The sequence below is a fragment of the Streptomyces sp. NPDC005303 genome, assembly GCF_040607335.1.
Lineage (GTDB): Bacteria > Actinomycetota > Actinomycetes > Streptomycetales > Streptomycetaceae > Streptomyces.
Genome location: NZ_JBEXGM010000010.1, coordinates 120101 through 144336 on the forward strand (window position 1 = coordinate 120101; position 24236 = coordinate 144336).

The 24236-nt window shown below is 68.2% G+C and carries 15 protein-coding genes; 2 read left to right on the forward strand and 13 right to left on the reverse strand.

Annotation, left to right across the window (positions count from 1 at the left end; genetic code table 11):
- Positions 1–37 precede the first annotated feature (37 nt).
- The 9 genes from ABZT93_RS17285 to ngcE all read right to left on the reverse strand — a co-directional run bounded on the left by ABZT93_RS17285 (position 38) and on the right by ngcE (position 12067).
- Complete coding sequence (locus ABZT93_RS17285) at positions 38–1537, reverse strand: amino acid permease (RefSeq protein WP_356105083.1); 1500 nt, start codon at positions 1535–1537, stop codon at positions 38–40.
- A 145-nt stretch (positions 1538–1682) separates the two neighbouring features.
- Positions 1683–3602, reverse strand: coding sequence for a 1-deoxy-D-xylulose-5-phosphate synthase (gene dxs, locus ABZT93_RS17290; protein ID WP_356105086.1), 1920 nt, complete (start codon positions 3600–3602; stop codon positions 1683–1685).
- A gap of 134 nt (positions 3603–3736) precedes the next feature.
- The gene (locus tag ABZT93_RS17295) at positions 3737–5059 is read right to left on the reverse strand and encodes a sugar ABC transporter permease (RefSeq protein ID WP_356105089.1); all 1323 of its coding nucleotides are present in this window, start codon (positions 5057–5059) and stop codon (positions 3737–3739) included.
- On the reverse strand, positions 5056–5847 hold the full coding sequence (locus ABZT93_RS17300) for an ATP-binding cassette domain-containing protein (RefSeq protein ID WP_356105092.1): 792 nt from the start codon (positions 5845–5847) through the stop codon (positions 5056–5058). The genes ABZT93_RS17295 and ABZT93_RS17300 overlap by 4 nt, the downstream gene beginning before the upstream one ends.
- 276 nt (positions 5848–6123) lie before the next feature.
- Positions 6124–7215, reverse strand: coding sequence for a substrate-binding domain-containing protein (locus ABZT93_RS17305; protein WP_356105362.1), 1092 nt, complete (start codon positions 7213–7215; stop codon positions 6124–6126).
- Positions 7216–7348: 133 nt separating this feature from the next.
- A complete protein-coding gene (locus ABZT93_RS17310) occupies positions 7349–8548 on the reverse strand; it encodes an ROK family transcriptional regulator (protein ID WP_356105094.1) in 1200 nt (399 codons plus the stop codon).
- A gap of 193 nt (positions 8549–8741) precedes the next feature.
- Complete coding sequence (locus ABZT93_RS17315; RefSeq protein ID WP_356105097.1) at positions 8742–9659, reverse strand: carbohydrate ABC transporter permease; 918 nt, start codon at positions 9657–9659, stop codon at positions 8742–8744.
- A 4-nt stretch (positions 9660–9663) separates the two neighbouring features.
- Positions 9664–10590: a sugar ABC transporter permease gene (locus tag ABZT93_RS17320; protein ID WP_356105099.1), complete on the reverse strand. Its 927-nt coding sequence runs from the start codon at positions 10588–10590 to the stop codon at positions 9664–9666.
- A gap of 16 nt (positions 10591–10606) precedes the next feature.
- On the reverse strand, positions 10607–12067 hold the full coding sequence (ngcE, locus tag ABZT93_RS17325; RefSeq protein ID WP_356105102.1) for an N-acetylglucosamine/diacetylchitobiose ABC transporter substrate-binding protein: 1461 nt from the start codon (positions 12065–12067) through the stop codon (positions 10607–10609).
- Positions 12068–12453: 386 nt separating this feature from the next.
- Here ngcE and ABZT93_RS17330 point away from each other — a divergent pair, with 386 nt between their 5' ends.
- Both ABZT93_RS17330 and ABZT93_RS17335 read left to right on the forward strand, forming a co-directional pair.
- Positions 12454–16245 (forward strand): GH92 family glycosyl hydrolase, encoded by a 3792-nt coding sequence (locus ABZT93_RS17330; RefSeq protein WP_356105105.1) that lies wholly within the window; start codon positions 12454–12456, stop codon positions 16243–16245.
- Positions 16246–16265: 20 nt separating this feature from the next.
- Positions 16266–18209 (forward strand): alpha-glucuronidase, encoded by a 1944-nt coding sequence (locus ABZT93_RS17335; protein WP_356105108.1) that lies wholly within the window; start codon positions 16266–16268, stop codon positions 18207–18209.
- Between the two features lie 6 nt (positions 18210–18215).
- On the opposite strand, the gene ABZT93_RS17340 is transcribed toward ABZT93_RS17335, so the two are convergent.
- From ABZT93_RS17340 to ABZT93_RS17355, 4 genes are all read right to left on the reverse strand, one after another.
- Complete coding sequence (locus ABZT93_RS17340) at positions 18216–20225, reverse strand: beta-galactosidase (protein WP_356105110.1); 2010 nt, start codon at positions 20223–20225, stop codon at positions 18216–18218.
- Entirely contained in the window at positions 20222–20845 is a 624-nt protein-coding gene (locus ABZT93_RS17345; RefSeq protein WP_356105365.1) for a hypothetical protein, read from the reverse strand. Before ABZT93_RS17345 ends, ABZT93_RS17340 begins: the two co-directional genes overlap by 4 nt.
- Before the next feature lie 203 nt (positions 20846–21048).
- Positions 21049–22563 (reverse strand): xylan 1,4-beta-xylosidase, encoded by a 1515-nt coding sequence (locus ABZT93_RS17350; RefSeq protein WP_356105367.1) that lies wholly within the window; start codon positions 22561–22563, stop codon positions 21049–21051.
- Positions 22563–24218: an extracellular solute-binding protein gene (locus tag ABZT93_RS17355; protein ID WP_356105113.1), complete on the reverse strand. Its 1656-nt coding sequence runs from the start codon at positions 24216–24218 to the stop codon at positions 22563–22565. The genes ABZT93_RS17350 and ABZT93_RS17355 overlap by 1 nt, the downstream gene beginning before the upstream one ends.
- Positions 24219–24236 lie beyond the last annotated feature (18 nt).

A 24236-nucleotide genomic window follows, 5' to 3' on the forward strand; every position in this document is an offset into this window, starting at 1 on the left:
GCAGGACATACGGGGCCGGAGAGGTGGAACGTATGTGTTACTCCGTGTTGTCGGCCGTCGCCGCCATGCGCTGTCCGAGACGGCTGTGGGAACGGCCGTAGAGGAAGTAGACGAGGAAGCCGATGACCATCCAGATCGCGAACCGCAGCCAGGTCTCGGCCGGCAGGTTGAGCATCAGCCAGAGGGAGGCCGCCACCGACAGGATCGGGATGAACGGTACCCAGGGGGTGCGGAAGGCCCGCGGTAGATCGGGGCGGGACTTGCGGAGGATGATCACGCCGATCGCGACGACCACGAAGGCGAACAGGGTGCCGATGTTGACCAGTTCGGCCAGTTCGCTCAGGGGCGTGAAGCCGGCGACGATCGCGATGATCACGCCGAGCAGGATGGTCGGACGGTGCGGGGTCCTGAACCTCGGGTGGACGTGGGAGAAGAACGTGGGCAGCAGTCCGTCGCGGCTCATCGCGAAGAACACCCGGGTCTGGCCCAGCAGCAGGATCATGCACACCGTCGTCAGGCCGACCGCGGCGCCGAAGCTGATGAAGCCGGCGAACCAGGGGTGGCCGGTGGCCTTGAAGGCGTCCGCGAGCGGGGCCGTGATGGACAGGTCCGTGTACTTCTGCATGCCCGTCACCACGATCGACACGGCCACGTAGAGGGTCGTGCAGATGATCAGGGAGCCGAGGATGCCGCGGGGCATGTCGCGCTGCGGATTCCTGGTCTCCTCGGCGGCCGTGGCCACGACGTCGAAGCCGATGAAGGCGAAGAAGACGACGGAGGCGGCGGTGAAGATGCCCATCACGCCGAAGTTGGAGGGCGCCCAGCCGAACATCAGCTGGATCAGCGGCGACTGGAGACTGTCACCGGCCGGTACCTTCTCCGCCTTCGGGATGAACGGGTCGTAGTGGTCGCCGTTGACGAAGAAGGCGCCCGCGATGATCACGGTCAGTACGACCGTCACCTTGATGGCGACGACGACCGAGGTCACGCGCGCGGAGAGCTTGGTGCCGAGCACGAGGATGGCGGTGAGCACCAGGACGAGCGCGGCGGCGAGGATGTCGAAGCCGAAGCCGTGGGCCCCATCGCGGCTGCCGAGCGCCGCCGGCAGATGCCAGCCCGCGTTGTCCAGGAGCGAGGCGATGTAGCCGGACCAGCCGACGGACACCACCGCCGTGCCCAGCGCGAACTCCAGGACCAGGTCCCAGCCGATGATCCAGGCGGGCAGTTCACCGAGGGAGGCGTAACTGAAGGTGTACGCCGATCCGGCCACCGGGACGGTGGAGGCGAACTCGGCGTAACAGAGCGCGGCGAGCGCGCAGACGACGCCGGCCACGACGAAGGCCAGGGCGACCGCCGGGCCGGCGTTGTTCTTGGCGACGGTGCCGGTCAGGACGAAGATGCCGGTGCCGATGATGACACCGACGCCGAAGACGGTCAGATCCAGCGCGGACAAGGACTTCTTGAGCGCGTGCTCTGGCTCCTCGGTATCGAGGATGGACTGCTCGACCTTCTTCGTCCGGAAGAGGGTGCTGCTCACGGGTACCTCCCACGCTGTGTCGTCCTCGACATGATCGAGAGGGGGCGTAGGTCGTATGCCCCGGCGCGGGGGGATTCACGCGAACGGGCCGTTCGCACCACTGTCAGGAGTGGTGCGAACGGCCCGTTCGGGCGTACCGGAGGCGTCAGTCGCGGGCGGGCTGCGCCTCGGCCGGGGCGCTGTCGTAGCGGCCGTCCAGCTTCGAGACGAGGCCCGTGACCTGGCGGGCGATGTCGGGCGCGGTCAGCCCGATCTCCGCCATGATCTCGGCGCGGGAGGCGTGGTCGAGGAAGCGCGGCGGGATGCCGAAGTCGCGCAGCGGGACGTCGACACCCGCGTCGCGCAGGGCCTGTGCGATCGCCGAGCCGACGCCGCCGACGCGGGAGTTGTCCTCGACGGTGACGACCACGCGGTGCCGCTCGGCGAGCGGGGCCATGGCCTCGTCGACGGGCTTGACCCAGCGCGGGTCGACGACGGTGGTGGAGATGCCCTGCTGGTTCAGCAGACCGGCGATCTCCAGGCACATCGGGGCGAGGGCGCCGACGGAGACGAGGAGCACGTCGGGCCTGTCCGTGCCGGGCTCGCGCAGGACGTCCATGCCGCCGACGGTGCCCACGGCGGGTACGGCGGGGCCGACGACGCCCTTGGAGTAGCGCAGCACGGTCGGCGCGTCGTCGACCTGGACGGCCTCGCGGAGCTGCGCGCGCAACTGCTCGGCGTCGCGCGGGGCGGCGAGCCGGAGCGTGGGGACGACTTGGAGCATCGACATGTCCCACATGCCGTTGTGCGAGGCGCCGTCGTCACCGGTGACCCCGGCCCGGTCGAGCACGAAGGTCACGCCGCACTTGTGCAGGGCGACGTCCATGAGGACCTGGTCGAAGGCGCGGTTGAGGAAGGTGGCGTAGACGGCGAAGACCGGGTGCAGGCCGCCGGTCGCGAGGCCCGCCGCGGAGACGGCCGCGTGCTGCTCGGCGATGCCGACGTCGTAGATGCGGTCGGGGAAGGTGTCCGCGAACTTCTTCAGGCCGACCGGCTGGAGCATCGCGGCGGTGATGGCGACGATGTCCTTGCGCTCCCGGCCCAGCTTGACCATCTCGTCCCCGAAGACGGAGGTCCAGCTGGCGGCGGACGCCTTGATGGGCAGTCCGGTGTCGGGGTGGATGGGGCCGATGCCGTGGAAGCGGTCGGCCTCGTCCTGCTCGGCGGGCTTGTAGCCGCGGCCCTTCTCGGTGAGGCAGTGCACGATGACCGGGCCGCCGAACCGCTTGGCGCGGGCCAGCGCCGACTCCAGCGCCTCGATGTCGTGGCCGTCGATGGGGCCGACGTACTTGAGGCCCAGGTCCTCGAACATGCCCTGGGGCGCGATGAAGTCCTTCAGGCCCTTCTTGGCGCCGTGCAGGGTCTCGTACAGCGGCCGGCCGACGACCGGAGTGCGCTCCAGGAGGTCCTTGCCGCGGGCCAGGAAGCGCTCGTAGCCGTCGGTGGTGCGCAGGGTCGCCAGGTGGTTGGCGAGGCCGCCGATGGTCGGCGCGTAGGAGCGCTCGTTGTCGTTGACGACGATCACCAGCGGCCGGTCCTTGGCGTCGGCGATGTTGTTCAGCGCCTCCCAGGCCATACCGCCGGTCAGGGCGCCGTCACCGATGACGGCGACGACGTGGTCGTCGCGTTCGAGCACCTGGTTGGCCTTCGCGAGCCCGTCGGCCCAGCCGAGGACGGTCGAGGCGTGGCTGTTCTCGATCACGTCGTGCTCGGACTCGGCGCGCGAGGGGTAGCCGGAGAGTCCGCCCTTGGAGCGCAGCTTCGAGAAGTCGTGGCGCCCGGTGAGCAGCTTGTGCACATAGGACTGGTGGCCGGTGTCGAAGAGCACCCGGTCCTTGGGCGAGTCGAAGACCCGGTGCAGGGCGATGGTCAGCTCGACCACACCGAGGTTGGGGCCGAGGTGGCCGCCGGTCTTGGAGACCGCGCCGACGAGGAAGCTCCGGATCTCCTCCGCCAGCTGGTCCAGCTCCTCAAGGCTGAGCCGGTCCAGATCACGCGGTCCCCTGATACGGGTCAGCAGCGGCACCCGTGCCTCCTTGCTTAGAGCTGATCGAGCTTTGCCGGGCGTGTCGAGTCTAATGTTCCGCGAGAACAATCTTGCCCGGCACCTCGTGGGTGCCGGGCAAGACGATCGACCTGGAGGGGCGCTGCCCTGCGGTGTTATCCGCGACCCGCGGCCTTCTGAGACCTGCGGGACACCGAGTCGATGACGACCGCGCCCAGCAGAACACCACCGGTGATCATGTACTGGATCGAGGCGTTCATGTTCAGCAGGTCCAGACCGGTCGTGATGGACTGGATGACCAGCATGCCCAGGAGGGCGGACCACACCGAGCCGCGGCCGCCGAAGAGGCTCGTACCGCCGATGACGGCCGCCGCGATGGCGAGCATCAGGGTGTTGCCGCCGCCAGCGCTGAGCGTGGCGCTCGCGGTCTGACCGGCGAAGAACATACCGCCGATCGCCGCGAACCCGCCGGAGATGGCGAACACGGTGATACGGACCATCGGCACGTTGATACCGGCACGGCGCGCGGCCTCGATGCCGCCGCCCACCGCGAAGACCTGACGGCCGTACGTGGTGCGGCGGAGCACGAAGTCGACGATCACCAGGGCCGCCAGGAAGATCACCAGCGAGTTGGAGACACCGGCCGCGTTGTTGAGCACGGCGGCGGCCAGGAAGGACGCGACGGCGAGCGCACCGACGCGCACCAGGATCTCGCTGGTCGGCCGGAAGGGCACGCCCGCGGCCTTGCGGCGCCGCTGCTCGCCGAAGTTGCCGACGAGCGTCAGCACGACGGCGAGGCCGGCCAGCAGGTACGCGCCGATGATGGCCTGGTTCATGAAGAACGAGCTCTGGCCGAACAGGTGGATCGGACCCGAGTCGGACGGGATGTTGATGGTGCCGCTGGAGCCCAGCAGCCACAGCATCAGACCGTTCCAGCCGAGGAGACCGGCCAGGGTGACGACGAACGCCGGTACGCCGACCTTGGCGAAGAACCAGCCGTGCAGGGAGCCGATGGCGATACCGATGACGATCGCCAGGACCAGCGCCAGCCAGACGTTCATGCCGTGGTTCACGACCCACACCGCGAACAGGGTGGAGGCCAGGCCGCTGACCGAACCGACCGACAGGTCGATCTCGCCGAGCAGCAGCACGAACACCAGGCCGATGGCGATCATGCCGGTGGCCGACATGTAGTAGCTGATGTTGGAGAGGTTGTCGGCGCTGAGGAAGCGGTCGTTCTGGAACTGGAAGATCGCCCAGATGACGATCAGGCCGATCACCACCGGCAGCGAGCCCAGCTCACCGCCCTTGACCTTGCGCGTGAACTCGGTCCAGTAGCCCTTGAAGCCCTCTTCGCGGACCAGCAGCCGGGGGTCTACCACCGAGACCGGCGCGGCGGTGGGGTCGTCGGCGGGGGCGACGGTGGTCTGGCCCTCGGTGCCGGCGTCCGCCTTGGAAACCTTGGATGTGTCGCTCACTTCGCGGCCTCCGTGCTGCGACGCCCCGCGCGACGGGTCACGGCGTTGTCCGTGGCACCGGTGATCGCGGAGATGATCTCTTCCTGACTGGTGTCCTTCACCGAGAAGGAACCGTTGTTCCTGCCCAGACGCAGCACGGCGACGGTGTCGGCGACGGCCTTCACGTCGGCCATGTTGTGGCTGATGAGGATGACGCCGAGGTTGCGCTCGCGCAGCCGCTCGACCAGGTCGAGGACCTGCGCGGTCTGCTCGACACCGAGGGCTGCGGTGGGCTCGTCCAGGATCACGACCTTGGGGTCGCCGATCAGGGCGCGCGCGATGGCGACGACCTGGCGCTGACCGCCGGACAGGCTCGCGATCGGGATGCGCACACTCGGGATGCGGATGGACAGCGTGCTCAGCAGCTCGCGGGCCTTCTGCTCCATCGTGACCTCGTCGATGACGCCGCGGCGCAGCAGCTCACGTCCGAGGTAGAGGTTGCCGACCACATCCAGGTTGTCGCACAGGGCGAGGTCCTGGTAGACCGTCGCGACGCCGAGTCCCTGGGCGTCGTGGGGCCTGTTGATGCTGACCGGGTTGCCGTCCCACTCGATGACTCCCTCATCGATGGGGTGGACACCGGCGATCGTCTTGACCAGCGTGGACTTTCCTGCGCCGTTGTCGCCGACGAGGGCGACCACTTCTCCGGCGTGGACCTCCAGTTCGACGTCGGTGAGGGCCTGCACCGCACCGAATCGCTTGGAGACTCCGCGCAACGCCAGCACGGGCGTAGCGGACACGTTAACCATCTCCTTCGCCGCCTGACCGGCGGGGATGCCGCGCTTGGGGTAAGGCGCGGAGGGGTTGTGCTTTTAGCACTTGCTTAAAGGTTGTGCTGTCAGCACGGATTTACAAGTCGAACATGCGTGCGGCCGATGCCTCTTGGCAACGGCTGCGTCCGCCATGCTTCCGTCCGGCGCCCGCCCCGCAGCGGGGTATGAAGGCGGTGCGGGCGCCGGACAGGCTCTGTGCCTGCCTTCCGGGGCGGGTCCCGTCGAAGGACGCGCCCCGGGGCTCAGCGGGTGCTACTGAAGGCCGGCCTTCTTGCACGCGGCCGCGTAGTCCGGGGTGCAGATGTCGGCGACGGTGTACAGACCGTCCTTGACGACCGTGTCCTTGATGTTCTTCACGGTGACCGAGACCGGGGTCAGGAGCTTCGCCTGGACCTTGTCGCCGGAGCCGCTGGTGACCTCGGTGTCGGCGAGGGACTTGATGTCCTTGCCCTGGAGCAGGTTGACCGCGAGCTCGGCGGCGGTGTCGGCCTCCGGCTTGTAGGCCTTGTAGACCGTGGCGGACTGGGTGCCGGCGACGATCCGCTGGATGGCGGCGAGCTCGGCGTCCTGACCGGTCAGCGGGATGCTGCTGATGCCCGCGCCCTTGAGGGTGTTGGCGATACCACCGGCCATGCCGTCGTTGGCGGCGTAGACGCCCGCGATGTTCTTGGCGCCCAGCTGGGTGATGGCCGCGGACACCTTCTGCGCGGCGACCGTGTCCTTCCACAGGCCGGACTGCTCGTAGGCGATCTTGACCTTGCCGTCGAGGACCTTGTGCGCGCCTTCCTTGAACTGGGCGGCGTTCGGGTCGGCGTCGTCACCGTTGATCATGACGACGTTCGCCTTGGGGGTCGCCTTGGAGCCGAGGGCGTCGAGCAGGGCCTGGCCCTGGAGCTCGCCGACCTTGACGTTGTCGAAGGAGACGTACGCGGAGACCGGGCCCTGGGCCAGACGGTCGTACGCGACGACCTTGACGCCCTTGCTCACCGCGGAGGCGATGGAGGACTTGATGGCGGCGGAGTCCTGCGCCGAGACCACGATCACCTTGACGCCCTTGGTGACCATGCTGCTCATCTGCTGGGCCTGCTTGGCCGGGTCGGCCGCGGCGTTGGCGTAGGAGACGGTGCAGTCGCTGCACAGCTCCTTGACCTTGTCCTCGAAGTACGGCTTGTCGAACTTCTCGTACCGCGCGGTGACGTTGTCGGGCAGGAGCAGGCCGATCGACTTGCCGCCGGACCCGGAGCTGCTGCTGTCACTGCCGCTGTTGTCGTCGCCGGCCTTGCCGCAGGCGGCGACCGAGACGGCGAGCGCCGAAATCGCGACGGACACGGCGGCACGACGCATGAGCGTGTTCACTTGAGAAACCTCCCTGACGAGGCCGCGTCGTTGCGGCCGAGGTGGCTGGAAGTCAACTCGGCCACACGTGCGACGTCAAGAAGTAAATACTTAACGAGATGGCAACGACGTCCCGCGTTCTCTAAGTGAACGCAGGCGCCGCAGCGTGCAGCGTGCTGTCCAAAAGGGTCGAATCACCCATCTCGCTGAGGGCGAGGGCGAGCGCTCCGAGCACCTCCGCCCGACCTCCAAGTGCCCCTGGAAGTACGGACAGTTGACGTGCCGCACTCGGGATCGCGTAGCGGCCGACGGACTCCCTGATCGGACCGAGCACCAGCTCACCGGCCTCGGCGAGATCACCGCCCAGGACGACTCGGCTCGGGTTCAGCAAGTTGCAGAGATTGGCGACTCCACTGCCGATGTGTCGGCCGACGTCGGCGATCACCCGACGGCAGCCAGGGTCTCCGTCCCGCGCGAGTCGAACAACGCCTTCCATGGTGAGATCGGTGCCGTGACTGGACTGGAGCAGCGGAAGCACATAGCGCGCGGCCGCGAAGGTCTCCAGACAGCCGCGGTTGCCGCAACGGCAGACGGGGCCGGACTCATCAAGAGTAATATGCCCGATTTCTCCCGCTGTGCCACCCGGGCCCCGGTAGATCTGGCCGCTGATCACCAGCCCGGCGCCCACACCGCTCGCGACCTTGATGTACGCCAGGTCGCGGACCCCACGGCCACTGCCCCAGACCAGCTCGCCCAGGGCGCCGAGGTTGGCGTCGTTGTCCACGTGCACGGACACGCCGAGGCGCCCCTGGAGCTCCTCGGCGGGCTTGGTGCCGATCCAGCCCGGCAGGATGGCGGATGAGCCCAGGGACCCGGACTCCAGGTCGATCGGGCCGGGCACGCCGAGGCCCACCCCGGCGATCTTGGAGCGGTCCACGCCGGTCGCCTCGATCAGCCGGTTGACCAGCTGTTCCGCCCGGTCGAAGCCCTGGGTGGAGGAGGCGTCCACGTCCAGCGGCTCGGACTCCTCGGCCAGCACCTGGTGGGCGAGGTTCCCGACCGCGACGCGCAGATGGGTGTGCCCGAAGTCCACCCCTATGACGATGCCGGCGTCTCCGCTCAGGGAGACCGCGCGAGCCCGTCGGCCACCCGCCGATGTGGGCGTGACCTCGACGGTTCCGCCGTCCTTGAGCTCGCGGACGATGTTGGAGACGGTCGCGGCGGACAGTCCCGTGGTCCGCGCGATCTCCGCCTGCGTGAGCGACCCGGCCAGCCGGACGGCCCTTACGACCCGCTCCAGGTTGGCTCGGTGCAGCGACGACTGCGACCCCGGAGTCTCCACGACGACCTCCTGCGCGCGGGACCGCAGCGATGAGGCCCCGCCTATGTCCAACTAGTGAACTCTAAGCTGAGCCGTTAGGGTCGCCTCCCGTCAAGAGGTTGAACAGTATCCGCGCTCTTGCCCATGCCGAAGGGGCGCCGCCCTTTCAAGATCCGGATCTTGAAGGGGTGACGCCCGTGCGGGCGGCCCAGGACTACTTCAGAGCGCCCGCCGTCAGCCCGGCCACCACCTGTCGCTGGAAGATGATGTAGGCCACGAGAACCGGGATCATCGCCATCACCAGACCGGCGAACAGGCCCGACCAGTCACCCTTGTAGCCCTGGCTGGCCGCGAGTTGGACCAGCCCCTGGGTCAGCACCCGTTTGTCCGGGTCGGTGTTGAGCACCGTCGGCAGCATGTACTGGTTCCACTGACCCAGGAAGTTGAAGATCCCCACGCTGATCAGGCCCGGCTTGGCCATCGGCAGCATGATCTGGAAGAACGTCCTGGAGTGCGAGGCCCCGTCCACGAAGGCCGCCTCCGCCACCGAGGTCGGCAGCGTACGGAAGAACGCGGTCAGGAAAAAGACCGTGAACGGCAGTGAGTAGGCGATGTAGACCAGGATCAGCCCGTGGATCGTGTTCAGCAGGCCCATGTTGTTCACGACGTAGAACAGCGGGACCAGCGCCAGCATGATCGGGAAGCTCATGCCGCCGATGAACAGGAAGTAGATGAACCGGTTGCCCGGGAAATCGAACCGGGCCAGCACATACGCCGCCATCGAGCCGAGCACCAGGGTGCCGATGAGCGAACCCGCCACCACCAGAATGGTGTTGAGGAAGTAGTCGCTCATGTTGGCGTCGGTCCAGGCTCGCGACCAGTTGTCGAAGTGCAGTTTGTCCGGCAGCGCCCAGGGCGAGTTGAAGATGGAGCTGTCGTCCTTGAAGGACGTCATCACCGCCCACAGCAGCGGCATCACGACCATGAACGCCCACAGAATGAGCATTCCGTGCGAGAAGACGTTGAGGACGCCGCCGTCCCGCTTCTCCTTCCGGGGCGGCCGGTCATGGGTGTCGATCTTGGCGACGGGAGCACCGGACTCGGCCGGTACGGGGGTTTCGGTCGTCTTCATCTGATCAGTACTCCAGCCGCTCGCGCCGGCCCAGCCGCATCACCAGGGCGGCGAACGCCAGCGTGACGACGAGCAGGGCGACGCCGATGGTGGTGGCGTAGGCGGCCTGCCCGTCACGGAACGCCTTCTGGTACACGTACAGGACCATGACGGTGGTCGAGTAGTCGGGACCGCCGGGCCCGGTCGTCATGATCTGTACGACCGCGAACGACTCGGCGCCGAGGGCCAGGATGCCCATGTAGACCCAGCCGGACTGCACGGTGTCCCACAGCAGCGGCAGCGTGATCCGGAAGAACGTACTGGCGCGCCCCGCCCCGTCGAGCAGCGCGGCCTCGTACAGGTCCGCCGGGATGGAGGCCATACCGGCGCTGAACAGGACCACGAAGAAACCGACCGTGGACCATACGAGGACCGCCATCACGGCCCACAGGGCGAGGCTCGGGTCGCCCAGCCACAGGGGCTGGACGCTGTCGAGGCCGATTCCGCGCAGGATCGAGTTGATGGCACCGCTGTCCGGGTTGTACGCGAAAGCGAACAACAGGGCGACGATCGCGATCGAGAGGACCTGCGGGAAGAAATACACGATCTTGTAGAAGGAGGAGCCCCGGACACCGGTGACGACCGGGCCTCCCCTTCTCTTCCGGCCGCCGACATTGATCATGAAGGAGAAGAACAGCGCCAGGCTGATCGTCACCAGCGGCAGCACGAGCGCGAAGATCAAGCTGTGCTGCAAGGACTTCCAGAAGATCTCGTCGTCCAGCATCCTCCGGTAGTTGTCCAGGCCGACCATCTTGAATTCGGGGCTCAGGCCGGTCCAGTCCGTGAACGAGTAGTAGATGGACTGGATGAACGGCCAGACCACGAATAGCGCGTACAGTCCCAGGGGCAGCGCCAGAAACCCCACGATGAACCGGTACTTGCCGTGCTGCATCGCCGCTCCGTTGCCGTTACTGGTGCTTGTAGTGCTTGATCGACGAGTCCTTCGCGGCCGCGTCGGCGAAGCCCTGGATCTTCTTGATGGCCTCCGCCGGAGTGAGCCGCCCGGCCATCATCTCGCCGAGGCCCGCCACCCCGATCTGCTCCTTCTGGAGCTGGACGTACCAGTCCTGCAGACGCGGGTTCACCACGTTGTCGCCGGCCAGCTTCAGCGCCGCCACACCGGACTTGAGGCCCGGGGTGAGGGTGATGCCCTCGGTGCCGCCGTTGTAGGCGGTCAGGGACTTGACCTTGGAGGTGAAGTTCTTCGAGGACGCCTCGCTGAGCATGATGCGCAGCTGCTCCATGCCGCCCGCGGTGTTCTTCGCCTTGGCCGGGACGATGAAGGGCTCACCGCCGGAGGCCCAGATGGTGCCGAAGGGCATCTTGTCGGAGGAGTCGATGCCGGTGGGCGCGGAGACCGCGAGGTCGAAGTCCTTGGGGATGACGTTGGCCGACTCGTTCTCCACCCAGGAGCCGTTCGGGATGAACAGCGCCTTGCCCTGGGCCCAGGCGGTCTGGGACTGGATGTGGTCCAGGCCGGGGGTGCCCTTGAGGACGTAGCCCTTCTTGTAGAGCTCGTAGTAGGCGTCGAAGCACGCCTTGACCGCCGGGTTCTTCCAGGCGTTCGGCTCCAGGTTGTCGATGGCGTCGAGGACCTCGACACCGCCGACCTTGCCGATCATCGGGTACAGCGAGAAGGGGAGGTAGTACGGGTACTTGCCCGCGTACGTCCAGCCCGCCATGCCCTTCTTCTTGGCCTTCGCGCACACCGCGAGCATCTGGTCCCAGGTCTCCGGGTACTGCTCGTCGAGCGAGTCGAGGGCCTTCTGGGAGTACCAGACGCCGTAGACCGTGTACGCGTAGTACATGATCCACACCGGGTCGCCGTCGAACTGGCCCATCTCGACGATGCCGGGGCGCAGGGTGTCGCGAACCTTCTTGTTCGGGTCGTCGTAGGACGGGGCGTCCAGGAGCGGGGTGAGGTCGGCGAGCTGGTTCTTGCCGACCAGCACGCCCATGTCCATCTGCTCGGCGCCGGAGTTGTCGATCAGGTCCGGCGGGGTGCCCTGGTTGAAGCGGGGCTGGAGCGTGGACTGGATCTTCTGGGTGGCGGAGAACTTCACCTTGGCCTTGGGGAAGTTCTTCTCGTAGATCTTCACGGCGTCCTCGGCGTACTCCTTGCCGAAACCGCCGTCGAACAGGACGAATTCCATCTGCGCGGTCTCGTTGACGGCCAGGGGGTTCTTCGCGGTCTTCTTGCCCGCCTTGGCCTTGTCGCCGCTGTCGTCGCCACCGCTGCTCGCGCAGGCGGACAGGAAACTCATGGTCGGGACGGAGATCAGACCGAGTGCGGCCGACCGCTTGATCAGATCGCGGCGGCCTACACCCGCGCTGCCGTTGTTGCTGTTCTCGGCGGAAGTGGATCCCATGCTCAAGTCCTCGCCTTCTCCAGGACTCAGGCGGTGAACCGGATCCTCCCCGGCACCGCGGTCAGGTCAAGCAGGTTCGTGCAGGAGGTTCGTGCAAGAGGTTCGTGCAAGAGGTTCGTGCAAGAGGGGTGAATCGCCGACAGGTATAGTCCACTTCCGGTCGGCGGAGCAAGATCGAACGCAATGTTGGCCATGGGTGTTCTCTAGTTGAGACCTCGCGGAAATATGAGCGGCCTGTGCGAAGCTTGCCGGAAAAATCCACGACATAGGCCCCGAATGCCACAGGCAACACCCTTGACATCACTGTCCACTTGGGCCACTACTGATCCTTGCACGGAATTGGTGACAACGTTGTCCGTCCTTGTGCAGGGAGAGGGTACTCGCCGATGCATCGGTACAGAACTCGGCTCAGACGGAGTGCGGCGGTCGTGTTCACGGCCGCCTTTGCCGTGACGGTGGGCTCGCAGGGCGCGGCGGTCGCCCTGCCCGAGGCCGCCGCTCAGGCCGATCAGGGGTTCGCCACCTCCTTCGAGGCGGGCGATCCCGCCCCCGACTGGATCAACAGCGTCGACGGCGGCAGGTCCTCCGGCGTCGACGGCGGCTACAGCACCGGCATCCCGGGCAACATCACCGACCACGTCACGGATGTCCAGGCGAGCGCGGAGAACACCGGCGGCGGCGAGGTGAAGGAGAACCTCGTCGACGGTGAGCCCGGCACCAAGTGGCTGGCCTTCGAGAGCACCGGTTGGGCCGAGTTCGACCTGGACAAGCCGGCCAAGGTGGTCACCTACGCGCTGACCTCGGCCAATGACTTCGCCGAGCGCGACCCCAGGGACTGGACACTCCAGGGCTCGACGGACGGCAGGGACTGGAAGACCCTCGACACCCGCTCGGGTGAGACCTTCGCCGAACGGTTCCGGACAAATTCGTACGACATCCAGGATCCGGCCGAATACCAGCACTTCCGGCTGGACATCACCCGCAACAACGGCGCCTCCGGCATCCTCCAACTGGCCGACGTGCAGTTCTCCACGGGCGGGAGCGACGGGCCGGTCCCGCAGGACATGCTCTCGCTCGTCGACCGCGGCCCGAGCGGATCGCCCACCGCGAAGGCGGGCGCCGGATTCACCGGAAAGAGGGCTCTGCGTTACGCCGGTCGGCACACCGCACAGGGGCGGGCGTACTCGTACAACAAGGTCTTCGACGTGAACGTGGCGGTGGACCCGCTGACCCGGCTGTCGTACCGGATCTTCCCGTCGATGGCGGACGGTGACCGGGACTACGACGCGACGAACGTCTCCGTGGACCTGGCCTTCACCGACGGCACCTTCCTGAGCGGTCTCGGCGCGCGCGACCAGCACGGGTTCACGCTCTCGCCGCAGGGACAGGGCGCCTCGAAGGCGCTCTACGTCAACCAGTGGAACAACGTGGTCTCGCGGATCGGGTCGGTCGCGGCCGGGAAGACCGTCGACCGGATCCTCGTCGCGTACGACTCCCCGAGCGGGCCGGCGAAGTTCCGGGGCTGGCTGGACGACGTGACGCTGGAGCGGGCCGCGCCCGAGGAGCCCAGGGCGCATCTGTCCGACTACGCGCTCACCACCCGCGGCACCCAGTCCAGCGGCGGTTTCTCGCGCGGCAACAACTTCCCGGCGACGGCCGTGCCGCACGGCTTCAACTTCTGGACGCCGGTGACCAACGCGTCCTCGCTGAGCTGGCTGTACGACTACGCACGTGCGAACAACGACGACAATCTGCCGACGATCCAGGCGTTCAGCGCGAGCCACGAGCCCAGTCCCTGGATGGGTGACCGGCAGACCTTCCAGGTGATGCCGTCCACCGCCTCCGGCACCCCGGACACCGGCCGGGAGGCACGGGAGCTGGCCTTCCGGCACGAGAACGAGACCGCGCGGCCGTACTACTACGGGGTGCGGTTCGAGAACGGGCTGAAGACGGAGATGGCGCCGACCGATCACGCGGCTGCCCTGCGCTTCACCTACCCGGGCGACGACGCGAGCGTGCTGTTCGACAACGTGACGGACCAGGCGGGACTGACCCTCGACAAGGACGCGGGGGTGATCACCGGGTACTCGGACGTGAAGTCCGGGCTGTCGACCGGCGCCACCCGGCTCTTCGTCTACGGCGTCTTCGACCGGCCGGTCACGGACGGTTCCGCGAGTGGGGTGAAGGGCTATCTGCGCTTCGACGCGGGCAGCGACCGGACCGTCACCCTGCGGCTCGCCACCTCGCTGATCAGCCTCGACCAGGCGAAGGACAACCTGCGCCAGGAGATCCCGGACGGCACCTCCTTCGAGAAGGTCCGCGACCGGGCCCGGGGACAGTGGGACCGGCTGCTCGGCAAGGTCGAGGTCGAGGGCGCCACACAGGACCAGCTGACCACGCTGTACTCCAGCCTGTACCGGCTGTACCTGTATCCCAACTCCGGCTTCGAGAAGGTGGGTTCGAAGTACCAGTACGCGTCCCCGTTCTCCCCGATGCCCTCTCCGGACACTCCGACGCACACCGGGGCGAAGATCGTGGACGGCAAGGTGTACGTCAACAACGGCTTCTGGGACACCTATCGGACCACGTGGCCGGCGTACTCGCTCCTGACGCCCTCTCAGGCGGGCGAGATGGTCGACGGGTTCGTCCAGCAGTACAAGGACGGCGGCTGGACCTCGCGCTGGTCCTCCCCCGGGTACGCGGATCTGATGACCGGCACCTCCTCCGACGTCGCGTTCGCGGACGCGTACGTCAAGGGTGTCGACTTCGACGCGAGGTCGGCGTACGACGCGGCTTTGAAGAACGCCACGGTCGCGCCCCCCTCCTCCGGCGTGGGCCGCAAGGGCATGGAGACCTCGCCCTTCCTCGGCTACACCAGCACCGACACCCACGAGGGCCTGTCCTGGGCACTGGAGGGCTACCTCAACGACTACGGCATCGCGCGGATGGGTCAGGCGCTGTACGCGAGGACCGGCGAGAAGCGCTACAAGGAGGAGTCGGCGTACTTCCTCAACCGGGCCCAGGACTATGTGAACCTCTTCGACAAGAAGGCGGGCTTCTTCCAGGGCCGGGACGCCGACGGCAAGTGGCGTGTGGAGTCGTCGAGTTACGACCCGCGGGTGTGGGGCTACGACTACACCGAGACCAATGGCTGGGGTTACGCCTTCACCGCCCCGCAGGACAGCCGGGGCCTCGCCAACCTGTACGGCGGCCGCTCCGGGCTCGCCGAGAAGCTGGACCAGTACTTCACGACGCCCGAGACGGCCTCGCCGGACTTCGTCGGCTCCTACGGCGGTGTCATCCACGAGATGACGGAGGCACGGGACGTCCGGATGGGCATGTACGGCCACTCCAACCAGGTCGCCCACCACGTCAACTACATGTACGACGCGGCCGGCCAGCCCTGGAAGACGCAGCAGAACGTCCGCGAGGTGCTGTCGCGGCTGTACGTCGGCAGCGAGATCGGGCAGGGCTACCACGGGGACGAGGACAACGGCGAGCAGTCGGCCTGGTACCTGTTCTCGGCGCTGGGCTTCTACCCGCTGGTGATGGGCAGCGGCGACTACGCCGTCGGCTCACCGCTGTTCACCAAGGCCACGGTCCATCTGGAGAACGGCCGGGACCTGGTGGTCAGGGCGCCGAAGAACAGCGCGCGGAACGTGTACGTGCAGGGCCTGAGGGTCAACGGGAAGCCCTGGAGGTCCACTTCGCTCCCCCACGCGGTCCTGTCCAAGGGTGCCGTCCTGGACTTCGACATGGGTCCGCGGCCGTCCAAGTGGGGCACCGGGAAGGACGCTGCTCCGGTGTCGATCACCCAGGACGACGAGGTGCCGACGCCACGTGCGGACGTGCTCGCCGGGGACGGGGCGCTGTTCGACAACACGTCGGCCACGGACGCGACCGTGACCTCCGTGGACCTTCCGGTGTCCGGTGCGGTCAGGGGGGTCCAGTACACGGTGACCTCGTCGTCGGACCACACGAGGGCCCCGACCGGCTGGTCGCTCCAGGGCTCGGACGACGGGACCGAGTGGAAGACCCTCGACCAGCGGTCCGGTGAGTCCTTCGCATGGGACCGGCAGACACGGGCGTTCTCCGTGAGGTCTGCGGGTACGTACGGGAAGTACCGTCTCGTGTTCGACGGCGAGGCGGTGGTCTCGGAAGTCGAACTGCTCGCCTGAGCAGGAGCGTTGGGGGTCTCATGCAGGGTGTCGATCCGGCCTGGCTGCCGGACGGGGCGTTCCGGCCGATCGGCACCCGGCGGACCGTGATCCGTGGTTCGGGTCCGCTGGTGGACACCGTCCACGGTGAGGTGGCGGCGGCCTGCGAGCGGTTCGGCGGGAGTGTCTCGCGTGAACCCGGGCCCTGCGACCTGGTGTTGGAGCTGAACGACGAGGACGGCTCCGAGGGGTTCGGGTACGGACGCCGTGACGGCTGTACGACCGTCACGGCGTCCGGCGCGCGCGGGTTGCTGTACGGGTTCTTCCACGTCGTACGCCTCGGGGAGGCGGCCTTCCTCGACGAGGCTCAACCCGTCGTCCATGAGCCGCGGTTGGCGCTGCGGATGCTGGACCACTGGGACAACGTGGCCGTGCACCCGGTCATGGGCCAGGTGGAGCGCGGATACGCCGGCGGGTCGCTGTTCTGGGAGGACGGGCGGGCGCGCGGGGACCTGGACAGGGTGCGGGCGTACGGCAGACTGCTCGCGGCCTGCGGGATCAACGCCGTGGCCGTCAACAACGTCAACGTGCACGCGGCGGAGGCGCGGCTGCTGACCGACCGGATCCGTGAAGTGGCCGACATCGCGGGCGCGTTGCGGCCGTACGGGGTACGTGTCCATCTGTCGGTGACCTTCGCCGCGCCGATGGTCCTTGGCGGTCTGCCGACGGCCGATCCGCTCGACCCGGGCGTGTCGGCGTGGTGGGCCGCGGCTGCCTCCCGGGTGTACGCGCTGATCCCCGACTTCGGGGGGTTCGTGGTGAAGGCCGATTCGGAGGGACAGCCGGGCCCGTTCGCGTACGGGCGCACGCATGCCGACGGCGCCAACACGCTGGCCGCCGCCGTGGAACCGTACGGCGGCACGGTCCACTGGCGGGCCTTCGTCTACGACCACCGTCAGGACTGGCGGGACCGCTCGACCGACCGGGCGCGGGCCGCGTACGACCATTTCGTGCCGCTGGACGGGCAGTTCGCCGACAACGCCGTCCTCCAGGTCAAGCACGGGCCGATGGACTTCCAGGTGCGCGAGCCGGTCTCCCCGCTGATCGGGGCGATGCCGGGCACGCGGCTGGCGGTGGAGCTCCAGGCGACCCAGGAGTACACCGGGCAGCAGCGGCATGTGTGCTGGCTGGGGCCGATGTGGAGCGAGGTGCTGCGCTTCGGCATCGACGGGGAGTCCACGGTCGGTGAGCTGGCGCGCGGTGGGCTCGTCGCCGTGTCCAACGTCGGGGACGACCCGTTCTGGACCGGGCATCCGCTGGCCCAGGCGAACCTGTACACGTTCGGGCGGCTGGCCTGGGAGCCTAGCGGCGATCCGCATCGGTTCCTCGACGAATGGATCCGGCTCACCTTCGGGAGCGCCCCCGGGCTCGCGGCGGGGCTGCGCTCGATCCTGGACGGTTCGTGGCGGACGTACGAGAAGTACACCGCTCCCCTCGGTGTCGGGTTCATGGTCCAGCCGGGGCACCACTACGGGCCGAGCGTCGACGGCTACGAGTACAGCCCGTGGGGCACCTACCACTTCGCCGACCGGGACGGTGTCGGGGTCGACCGGAGCGTGGCGGGCGGGACCGGGTACGCGGGGCAGTACGCCAAGCCCTGGGCCGAGGTGTACGAGTCTGTGGAGACCTGCCCGGACGAGCTGCTGCTGTTCTTCCACCATGTGTCGTACGGACACACGCTGCACAGCGGTAAGAGAGTGATCCAGCACATCTACGACACGCACTTCGCGGGTGTGGCGGAGGTGGAGGCGGCCCGGGAGGTGTGGGCCTCGCTGGCGGGCCTCGTGGACCCGGCGCGTCACGCGCGGGTGGCGGAGCGGTTCGAGGAGCAGCTCCGGAGTGCCCGCGAGTGGCGGGATCAGGTCAACAGCTACTTCTTCCGCAAGTCCGGGGTGCCAGACGAGCGGGGGCGGACCATCTTCTGAAGCCGCCTATGGAAGGCGCAGGACCGCGACACCCCGCGGGTCGAGGGCGAAAGGAGCCCCGGCCTCCACCTGTTTGCCGGTGAGCAGGTCGGTGGCTGCCCCGTGAGCACTCAACCTGGCTGGTTCCGCCGTGTGGTTGAGAAGGAAGAGCAGGCGGGTGCCGTCGGGGGCTGTTCGGGTGGCCGCCTCCAGACCCTCGTGGTCGGCGTACGGGCCGATGAGGTCGTGGCGCGACAGGACGCGGCGTACCACCTGGTCCACGCCGGGCTGGTCGAGAGCCGTGGCGACGTACCAGCCCTGGCCCTGCCCGTATTGGTTGCGGGTGACGGCGGGGGTCCCCGCATAGAAGTCGGAGCCATAGGTGGCGATCGTCTCGGCGCCCCGGAGGCGCACGATCTCGAAGACGAGCCGCCCCTCCGAGGCCAGTTCGGGAACGGGCTGGGCGAAGTCCGCCTGGCGGGAGTCCCATTCGTCGATCCGGATGCCCATCAGGGGCGCGAGGGGGCCGGGAACATCGGCGAGGAAAGCCCGGTCGTGTTCGTCGACGCGGCCGGAGAGGAAGGTGGCGAGGACCGTGCCGCCGCGTTCCGCCACCGCTTCGAGGCGGGTGGCGAGGTCGCCCTTGACCATGTGCAGGGCGGGGGCGAGGACCACGTCGTACGGGGTGAGGTCGGCGGTGTGCGGGACGACGTCCACGTCGGCGCCTGCCTCGCGGGCGGCCCGGTAGTAGGCGTGGACCACCTCCTGGTACCTGACCAGCCGGGAGGGACCGTCGGAGATCTCCAGGGCCCACCAGCTGTCCCAGTCGAAGAGCAGGGCGGTGCGGGCCGGGGTGCGGGCCCCGAGGGAGGCGTCGCCGAGCTGCTCCAACTCACCGCCCAGCGTGGCCACTTCGCGGAACACCCGGGTGTCGTCGCGGCCCGCGTGGCCGATGACCGCTCCGTGGTACTTCTCGCAGGCTCCCCGGGAGGCGCGCAGCTGGAAGTAGAGGGCCGCGTCGGCGCCGTGGGCGATCGCCTGGAAGGTGGCCAGGCGCAGCTCTCCCGGTCTGCGCAAGGGGTTGACGTCACGGCAGGCCGTCGTGGACGGGGTCTGCTCCATCAGCCAGAAGGGGGCGCCGTCCTTGAGGCCGCGCATCAGGTCGTGGGCCAGGGCGGTCCAGGTCGGCGGGGCGTCCAGGGGCGGGTAGCTGTCCCAGGACGCGAAGTCGAGGTGCGGTGCCCAGCGGTGGTAGTCGAGGGGGCGAAACATGCCCATGAAGTTGGTCGTGACGGGGGTGACCTGATCATGGGCGCGGATCACCTCCTTCTCGGCGAGGAAACAGCCGAGCAGCGCGTCGGTGGTGAAGCGGAAGTAGTCGAGCGTGATGCCCTGAAAGGCGGTGTGGTCGGGGCCCCGCCAGTGTTCGGTGAGGGCGCTGGGCGGCTCGATCTGGGCGAAGTCGGTGTAGCGGTGCGACCAGAACGTCGTCCACCAGGCGTCGTTGAGGGCGTCGAGGGTGACGTACCGGTCCCGCAGCCAGTCCCGGAAGGCGTCGGCGCACAGGTCGCAGTAACAGACGCCGCCGTACTCGTTGTTGATGTGCCAGGCGAGCAGCGCCGGGTGGTCGGCGTACCGTTCGGCGAGTCGTGCCGCCATCTCCGTGGCGAGTCGGCGGTACACCGGTGAACTGGGGCAGAAGTTGTGGCGCTGTCCGTAGCGGTGCCGACGGCCCTCGAAGTCGGTGCGGTTGACCTCGGGGTACGTGTGCGCGAGCCAGGGCGGCAGGGCGGCCGTACCGGTGGCCAGACAGACCTGTCGGCCCTCGGCCGCCGCCCGGTCCAGGATGCCGTCGAGGACCGTGAAGTCGTAGGTGTCCTCGGCGGGTTGGGTGAGCGACCAGGAGAAGACTCCGACGGTGAGGGTGTCGATGCCGGCCCGGGTGAACAGCCGGTGGTCCGCGTCCCGGACCTCCTCGGGCCACTGCTCGGGGTTGTAGTCGCCGCCGTAGGGGATCTTGGAGCTCGACGGGGTCATTCGGTGAAGTCCTCCTGGGTCTCGGCGATCACCTGACGGCTGCTGTGCAGCAGGGACAGCAGCAGCGGGGCCGCGAGCAGGGCGGGCAGGGCCTCGGTCAGCACGGCGGTCCCGGCGGCCGTCAGGACGAGCAGCGAGGCGGCGCCGAGGGTGGCGCGGCCGTGCCGGAACAGGAAGTAGCCGGCGAGACGTGCGGTGTCCCTGGCCCGGAAGGCGAACAGGGCGGTGAGGACGAGCGCGTGCGCGCCCCACAGGAGGGAGCCGACGCCGATCGCCGCGAGCAGCACCGCCCACCAGCCGGGCAGTCCGGTGGCGGTGAAGTGGGTCAGCGTGAACGCGATGACCGTGAGCCAGGCCAGCAGGGGCGCCCACAGCTTCAGAGCGGGGACGGCGTTGAGCCGCCAGCCGCGCCGGTAGGAACGGGCCGGGTGGAGGTCGGCGAGGTCGCGGTCGCGGTGGTGGAGGGCGTACAGGGCGGCGGCCGTGGCGGGGCCGAGGGGCAGCAGGCATACGGCGGCCAAGGGGAGGTTGGCGGGGGCGGGGCCCAGCAGCAGAAGTCCCGCCAGGCCCGGGGAGGCGGCGACGAGGAGCAGGGCCTCGACGGTGACGAGGGTGTGGATGAGGGCTGCGGCACGGGAGAGGGAGCCCTGGCCGAAGGAGGTGCCGGCGGAGGCGGCGGGGGGTTCATGGTCTCCCTGCGGTCGTCGCCCTGCGGATCGGCCGGGTGGGGCGGTGTCGGGTCGGTCGGTGGCCGGGGTGACGTGGGCCCCGGCCCGGGTGCGGCCGGCTGTCGCCCGCACCCGGCTGTCCCGGCTCACCCCGTTCACTGCGGCTCCCTGCCCAGCAGTCGGCGTTCGTCCCACCACTCCGGTGCCTCGTCCACGACCGGACTCACCTCCACGAGGGTGATCTCGTGGCGGGCCAGTGTCAGGTCCAGTTCGGCGCGGTCGTCCTCGACCGGCAGCCGCAGGTGCTGTCGGCCCGGCTCGGCGGCCTCGTGGAGTACGTCGAGCTGGTGCCGGCCGGGTGAGCGCGGGCTGCCCATCCGCTGCCAGGCCGTGCGGGCGTTGCCGTGCTCCTCGTCGACCACGGACCGCCGTACGAACGCCTCCCTTGCCCCCCGCACCGGCACCGACAGGCGCAGCCGGTGCCGCTCGGGCCCCGGGGTCTGACCGCTCGCGTCGACCGGCGCCCAGGCGAGGACGGTCACCCGGCCGTCGGGGTGCCGGGTGACCAGGTGGTCGGCGCCCCGGGTGAGCAGGTCGGGGCCCATGCGGGCCATGAAGGAGTAGAGGTGGTACGCCGGTTTCCTGATCTGCCGGTGGGTGAGCAGGCCGAAGCCGCCGTGGAAGATCGCCGTGGGAGGCCCCTCCTCCTCGAACATGTCGCTGAAGGTCCAGTACGAGAAGGAGTCGACGTGGTCGCCGCCGCGGGCGAGGACCGGCGCCAGGTACGCGGCGTGGAAGGCGGTGTCGTGGACCGGGTTGTCGGGGCGGTAGGAGGAGTTGAACTCCGTGATGTGGACGGGGAGTCCGGCGAGCCGGGTGCCCTTCAGCCGCTCGCGGGGCGTGGCGAACTGGTCCAGGAGGTCCTCGGCGGGTGCCAGGATCTGATGGGCGCCGAAGGGGACGTGCTGGGCGGGGCCCGAGGTGTAGGCGTGCTTCGACACGAAGTCGACCGGGACGTCGCGTTCTGCGGCGAACTCGGCGAAGCGGTCCAGCCACTCGTCGGAGGCCGGTGAGATCGCGGGGCCGCCCACCTGGAGATCCGCGTCCACCTCCTTCACCGCGCCCGCCGTCACCTCGTAGAGCCGGTGGTACGCCTTCTCGTCCGCGCCCTCCCAGAAGTCGCGCAGGTTGGGCTCGTTCCACACCTCGATGGGCCAGGTGCGCACCTCGGCGAGGCCGTACCGGTCGACCAGGTGCCTGAGGGTCGCCCGGACCAGGTCTGCCCACTCCCCCATGTCCCGGGGCGGGGTCACGTTTGCCCGCCACCAGAACACCGTCTGCTTCCCCGACGCCAACTCCGAGGGCATGAAGCCGAGTTCGATGAAGGGCCGGATGCCGAGCTCCAGACATGCGTCGACGACCTGGTCGACGTAGGTGAATGAGTGGCGGACACCTCGGATGCCCTCGGGCCACTCGTACGGCCGGTACACTCCCATGCCGTCGCTCAGCAGGCCGTGCCCTCGGATGTACCGGAAGCCGATCTCGCGCTGGAGCAGCTTCAGGGAGTCCTGGTAGTCGCGGCGAAGGGCGAGTTCGATCCTCCCGGTGCCGACGCAGTGGCGCCAGGCGTCGGAGAAGGGGCCGGAGGGCTCGGCGGGGACGCGGTGGATCACCCGTTCTCCTTCTTGAACCGCTCGTACGCCTTGTTGTGCAGGTCGATGAGTTGCTGCATGTTCTTCGCCTTCAGCTCGGACACGTACGCGTCCCATTCGGACATCGGCCGCTTGCCGAGCACGAACTGGAGGGTGTTCTGGATGGCGTGGTCCTTGAGCGGTGTGTCCCAGAGGGTCGCCTGCTCCTGCTCGAAGGACTGCAGGGGGTGGGCCGGGTCGACGGGGAGTTCCTTGCGCTGGGACATGACGTCCTGGAACTTCTTCTCGTCCGGGCCGAAGTTGGAGGACACCAGCTCCCAGCTGCCGCCGTAGGTGAACACGCCGTTGAAGAAGCCGAAGTCCTTCTGGAGGTCCTTGGGGGCGTCGGGGTCGGAGCCCATGAGGGAAATCCCGGGCTTCAGCGTGTACTTGCCGCCGGTCTCGGTGTAAGTGACGCCTTCCACGCCCCACTTGCAGAACTTCTGGCCCTCGTCGGAGTACCAGAGCCAGTCCACGAACTGCATCATCGCGACGAAGTCGGCGCTCTTGAGGGCCTTGCTGGAGATCATGACGCCGTTCTCCAGCCGGACGCCGCTCAGCAGGATCGGTCCCGCCGGGCCGAGTGGCACCGGGACCATCTCGATCTTCGAGCCCTTGACCTGCTTGTCCAGGTTGTAGCGGTAGTTCTGCACCAGCTCCTGGGGATTGGCGCTGATCACGTAGGACTTCTCGGCCAGCAGCTTCTGCACGGCCTGGTCGTCCTGCTGGGTGAAGCTCTCGGGGTCCAGGAGCTTCTCGGCGACGATCTTTCTCAGGTACTCGATCATCTGCCGGTAGGCGTCCTGGGTCGCGGTGAAGACGAACTTCCGCGCCTTGGTGTCGAAGCTGATGTTGTCGTACGCCCAGCCGGCCTTCACCCCGTAGGCCTGGCCGAGATACTGGAACAACGCCCCGCACGGGAAGGGGGTGTTGGTGCTCCAGCGGTCCGTCCAGGGGTATTTGTCCGGGTACTGCGCCTTGAGTGCCTTGAGGACGTCGTACACCTCGTCCCATGTCGTGGGCAGGGCCAGTCCGTGCCGGTCGAGGATGTCCGTGCGGAAGGACAGCGAGTAGCCGGACTTCGGCTTCTCGTGCAGGCCGGGCAGCAGGTAGTACTTGCCGTCGGACTGGCGGATGGAGTCGAGTTCGGGCTCGAGCTTCCACTTCTTCACCTTGTCCCGGAAGTTGGGCATGAGGTCGACGTACTCGCTGACCGGGAGGATCGCGCCGGAGGACACGAAGGCGACCTCGCCGGGGTGGTACGTCTTCGGGATGATGAACGGGGCGTCGCCCGCGCCGATGAGGACGCTGCGCTTCTTCTCGTAGTCGGCCAGCGGGACGTCGAGGGGCTTGATGGTGACCCCGGTGCGCTTGGTGACCTCCTTCCAGAACAGCCAGTTGTTCTTGAGGGGGTAGACCGGGTTGTCGTTGTGCAGCATGGAGAAGGACAGCGCCTTGCCGGCCTTGAACTGCTGACCGGCCTGGTACTCCTTCATCGCGCCGTTCCGCTTCTTGGAGAGGTCCTTGGAGTCGCCTCCGTCGTCGCCGCTGCCGCAGCCGGTGAGGGTGGCCAGGCCGATGAATCCCGCGGCGGCCAGGATCTGACGTCGTGACAGCTGTCCTGCGTTCTCCACGGATACTCCCTTGTTCCG

Coding starts and splice junctions, on each gene's coding strand:
- ABZT93_RS17300 (WP_356105092.1), bottom strand. CDS start 5,847: ATGGTTAACGTGTCCGCTACGCCCGTGCTGGCGTTGCGCGGAGTCTCC.
- ABZT93_RS17305 (WP_356105362.1), bottom strand. CDS start 7,215: ATGCGTCGTGCCGCCGTGTCCGTCGCGATTTCGGCGCTCGCCGTCTCG.
- ABZT93_RS17315 (WP_356105097.1), bottom strand. CDS start 9,659: ATGAAGACGACCGAAACCCCCGTACCGGCCGAGTCCGGTGCTCCCGTC.
- ABZT93_RS17320 (WP_356105099.1), bottom strand. CDS start 10,590: ATGCAGCACGGCAAGTACCGGTTCATCGTGGGGTTTCTGGCGCTGCCC.
- ngcE (WP_356105102.1), bottom strand. CDS start 12,067: ATGGGATCCACTTCCGCCGAGAACAGCAACAACGGCAGCGCGGGTGTA.
- ABZT93_RS17330 (WP_356105105.1), top strand. CDS start 12,454: ATGCATCGGTACAGAACTCGGCTCAGACGGAGTGCGGCGGTCGTGTTC.
- ABZT93_RS17335 (WP_356105108.1), top strand. CDS start 16,266: ATGCAGGGTGTCGATCCGGCCTGGCTGCCGGACGGGGCGTTCCGGCCG.
- ABZT93_RS17340 (WP_356105110.1), bottom strand. CDS start 20,225: ATGACCCCGTCGAGCTCCAAGATCCCCTACGGCGGCGACTACAACCCC.